4 protein-coding genes are annotated in these 2,103 nt (G+C 70.0%); 2 read left to right on the top strand and 2 right to left on the bottom strand.

What is annotated here, in order from left to right:
• A partial coding sequence (locus tag VFZ39_RS06010; RefSeq protein ID WP_330864826.1) for a GNAT family N-acetyltransferase occupies positions 1-367 on the top strand: 367 nt, incomplete at its 5' end.
• Positions 368-415: 48 nt separating this feature from the next.
• Here the strand turns inward: VFZ39_RS06010 and VFZ39_RS06015 are convergent.
• Both VFZ39_RS06015 and VFZ39_RS06020 read right to left on the bottom strand, forming a co-directional pair.
• Entirely contained in the window at positions 416-1,099 is a 684-nt protein-coding gene (locus VFZ39_RS06015; RefSeq protein ID WP_330864827.1) for a GAF and ANTAR domain-containing protein, read from the bottom strand.
• A gap of 52 nt (positions 1,100-1,151) precedes the next feature.
• The gene (locus tag VFZ39_RS06020; RefSeq protein WP_330864828.1) at positions 1,152-1,481 is read right to left on the bottom strand and encodes a DUF5808 domain-containing protein; all 330 of its coding nucleotides are present in this window, start codon (positions 1,479-1,481) and stop codon (positions 1,152-1,154) included.
• A gap of 108 nt (positions 1,482-1,589) precedes the next feature.
• Between VFZ39_RS06020 and VFZ39_RS06025 the strand changes: the two genes are divergently transcribed.
• The coding region (locus VFZ39_RS06025) for an AfsR/SARP family transcriptional regulator (protein ID WP_330864829.1) at positions 1,590-2,103 on the top strand (514 nt) is incomplete at its 3' end.

Here is a 2,103-nt window from a genome sequence, read left to right on the forward strand (position 1 = left end):
CGGTGAGGAGGCGGATCTCGCGATCACTGTGGCCGACCAGTGGCACGGCCAGGGACTCGGATCCGAGCTCCTCGACCTGCTCAGCGCGCGCGCCCGCGAGGAGAACGTCCGCCGCTTCACCGTCGACATGCTCGCCACCAATACGGCAGTGCGGGCGCTGGTCAGCGCCGCTGGCGGTCATACCGAGGTTGACGACGGTTCCCTGATCGCTGGACACATCGACCTGACTGATCCGATCGTGGTGCCCCTGACGGGCGACGAGCTCCTACGAAGGGCTGCCACGGGCTCGGTCGCGGCGGTGCCGTACCCGCTCGGTGAGGAGCTGCCGGAACTACGGCCCGTGATCCGGGCGACCCTCGCCCCGTAGTCGGTGAGCCGCCTAGCTGGCCAAGCCCGGCGCCGACCCACCGGCACATCAGCCGGAGTGACTCGCGTTGGCTTCTTCGACGAGCCGTTCAGCCACGACCCGCACCTTGGTGTTGCTGGTGGAGGACAGCCGCGTGAGGAACGCGAAAGCGCGCGCGTCGGTCAGACCGAACCGCTCCATCACGACGCCCACTGCCTGCCCGATCACTTGTCGTGTCTGCACCGCCTGCTGCAGATGGGTGACTTCACGCGCGTAGTCGAGGGCGACGGCGGCTTGGTGGCTGAACAGCTCCCCGACGGCGCCGAGGTCTTCGAACGCACCCGCGCGCTCGGCGTAGAGGTTCAGCGCGCCGTTCGACTGCTCGGCGTCGAACAGACGTATCCCGGCCTGCGCCTCAACACCCGCTGCCAGGGCGATGGGCGTGTACCGCGGCCATCGCCCGTCGCCGGCGAGATGAGGGGCCGCGACGTGGACAGTCTCGACCGCCGCCTCGTAGCAGGGGCCTTCGTGAAACTCGTACTGTGCGGCGTCGAGGTCGAGAATGAAGTTGGCGGTGGGCGCCGCCGTCTCGAGCCGCCCGTCCGCGTGCTTGATCGTGATGCTTGCGTACTGCACCTCCGGCAGCACTTCGACCGCTGCCGCGGTGATGCGAGCGAGCGTCTCGTCCAGGTCGGCCGCGGTGAGCGCAGCGCTGAGGCGGCGGCTGACGTCTAGCAGCTCGTTGGAGTTCACCTGTCCAACGTACTCGGACCCCTCGTCCGCGAGTCCCGGACGTGGTGCCGTATTACTGGCGTCGACCGAGGACGCGGCGGCACAGCGCCACGACTCGCGCGAGGTTCGGTGACCAGCCGACACCGAAGGACCGAGGCAGGAGGAGCCGTTCGTCGTCCGGCGACCACAGGCTTCGCCGGAGTCGAGCGAGCGTCGGGACGCGGAGGTCGTAGGGGATGAACCCGAAGAGGACGCCGTGCCAGGAGCGCTCACCAGGCGGCGTGCGCAGCTCCTTCACGACAGCCACGGCTGCCAGCGCGAGTGCGACGAGCGCGAGGCCGTCCCGTGCACGGCGGCGGGCTGGCTTGTCGGACGTTGCGGGATGCGTCTTCGAGATGGCCATGGGTCATGTCTGCCACGTCACGGCGGGTGAGCGCCAGGCCCGGCCACTCCTTCGCCGGACGCCGGCAAAGGACTACCCGGCCGGATCCGGCAGCCCTACCCTGACTGGATGCAGTGTGCTGTTCTCGGCTCACTGGAAGTTCGGGGGGACGACCACGAGGTCGTGACGGTCCCCGGCGCTAAGGAGCGCCATCTCCTCGCAGTCCTCGCCGCGGCGTACCCGGCCTCCGTGAGCGTCGACCAGCTCTTGGAGTCGTTGTGGGACGGTGCGCCGCCCCGCACGGGACGCAAGTCGCTGCAGGCCCACGTTGTCCGGCTGCGCACGGCATTGGAACCCGATCGTCCGCCCGGGTCACCCGGACGCTACGTCGTACGCAGACACGACGGCTACGCGTTGGCGATCGCGCGCGACCAGCTCGACGCGACCGCCTTCTCAGACCTCGCCGCTCGAGGTCGGGCGTTGCTGTCGGCCGGGGACGCCGGCGCCGCGGACGACCTTCTCCGCGAGGCTCTCGCGCTGTGGCGTGGCCAGCCGTACGGCGACTGGCCGGACGCGGTCGACCTCGACCCGGAGCGGGAGCGGCTCGGGGCCATCCGGGCCCACGTCCTGGAGGCCTTCTGGG

It is taken from the genome of Nocardioides sp., assembly GCF_036374615.1.
Lineage (GTDB): Bacteria > Actinomycetota > Actinomycetes > Propionibacteriales > Nocardioidaceae > Nocardioides.